Origin of the sequence: Mycoplasma zalophi, from assembly GCF_025486335.1 — a bacterium.
In the GTDB taxonomy this organism is placed as follows: domain Bacteria; phylum Bacillota_I; class Bacilli_A; order Mycoplasmatales; family Metamycoplasmataceae; genus Metamycoplasma; species Metamycoplasma zalophi.
The window spans coordinates 1-245 of the sequence record NZ_JAOOPZ010000011.1; the positions used below are offsets into that span (position 1 = coordinate 1).

A 245-nucleotide genomic window follows, 5' to 3' on the forward strand; every position below is an offset into this window, starting at 1 on the left:
TCTTGTGACTTTAAATAGATTTTCCACCTTTTGTTGGAACCAAACGAGAGTGTTTTTTAATGAAAATGCATTTTTTTCGACATAAAAAAGTTGAATTTTTGAGCAAAATCACAAACGCTTTAACAAAGATATGCTTGTATCAAATAAATTAAAAGTATTTGATATTTTTTCTTGTTCTTTCTTGTCTGGGACTTTTATATTTATTTCTGCTACTTGTTGCAAAATAACATTTGCAAAAGTTCCTA

1 protein-coding gene is annotated in these 245 nt (G+C 26.9%); it reads right to left on the bottom strand.

Annotated elements, in window-relative coordinates; translation table 4 throughout:
- The coding region (locus N8G13_RS03300; RefSeq protein ID WP_262289468.1) for a restriction endonuclease subunit S at positions 1-245 on the bottom strand (245 nt) is incomplete at both ends.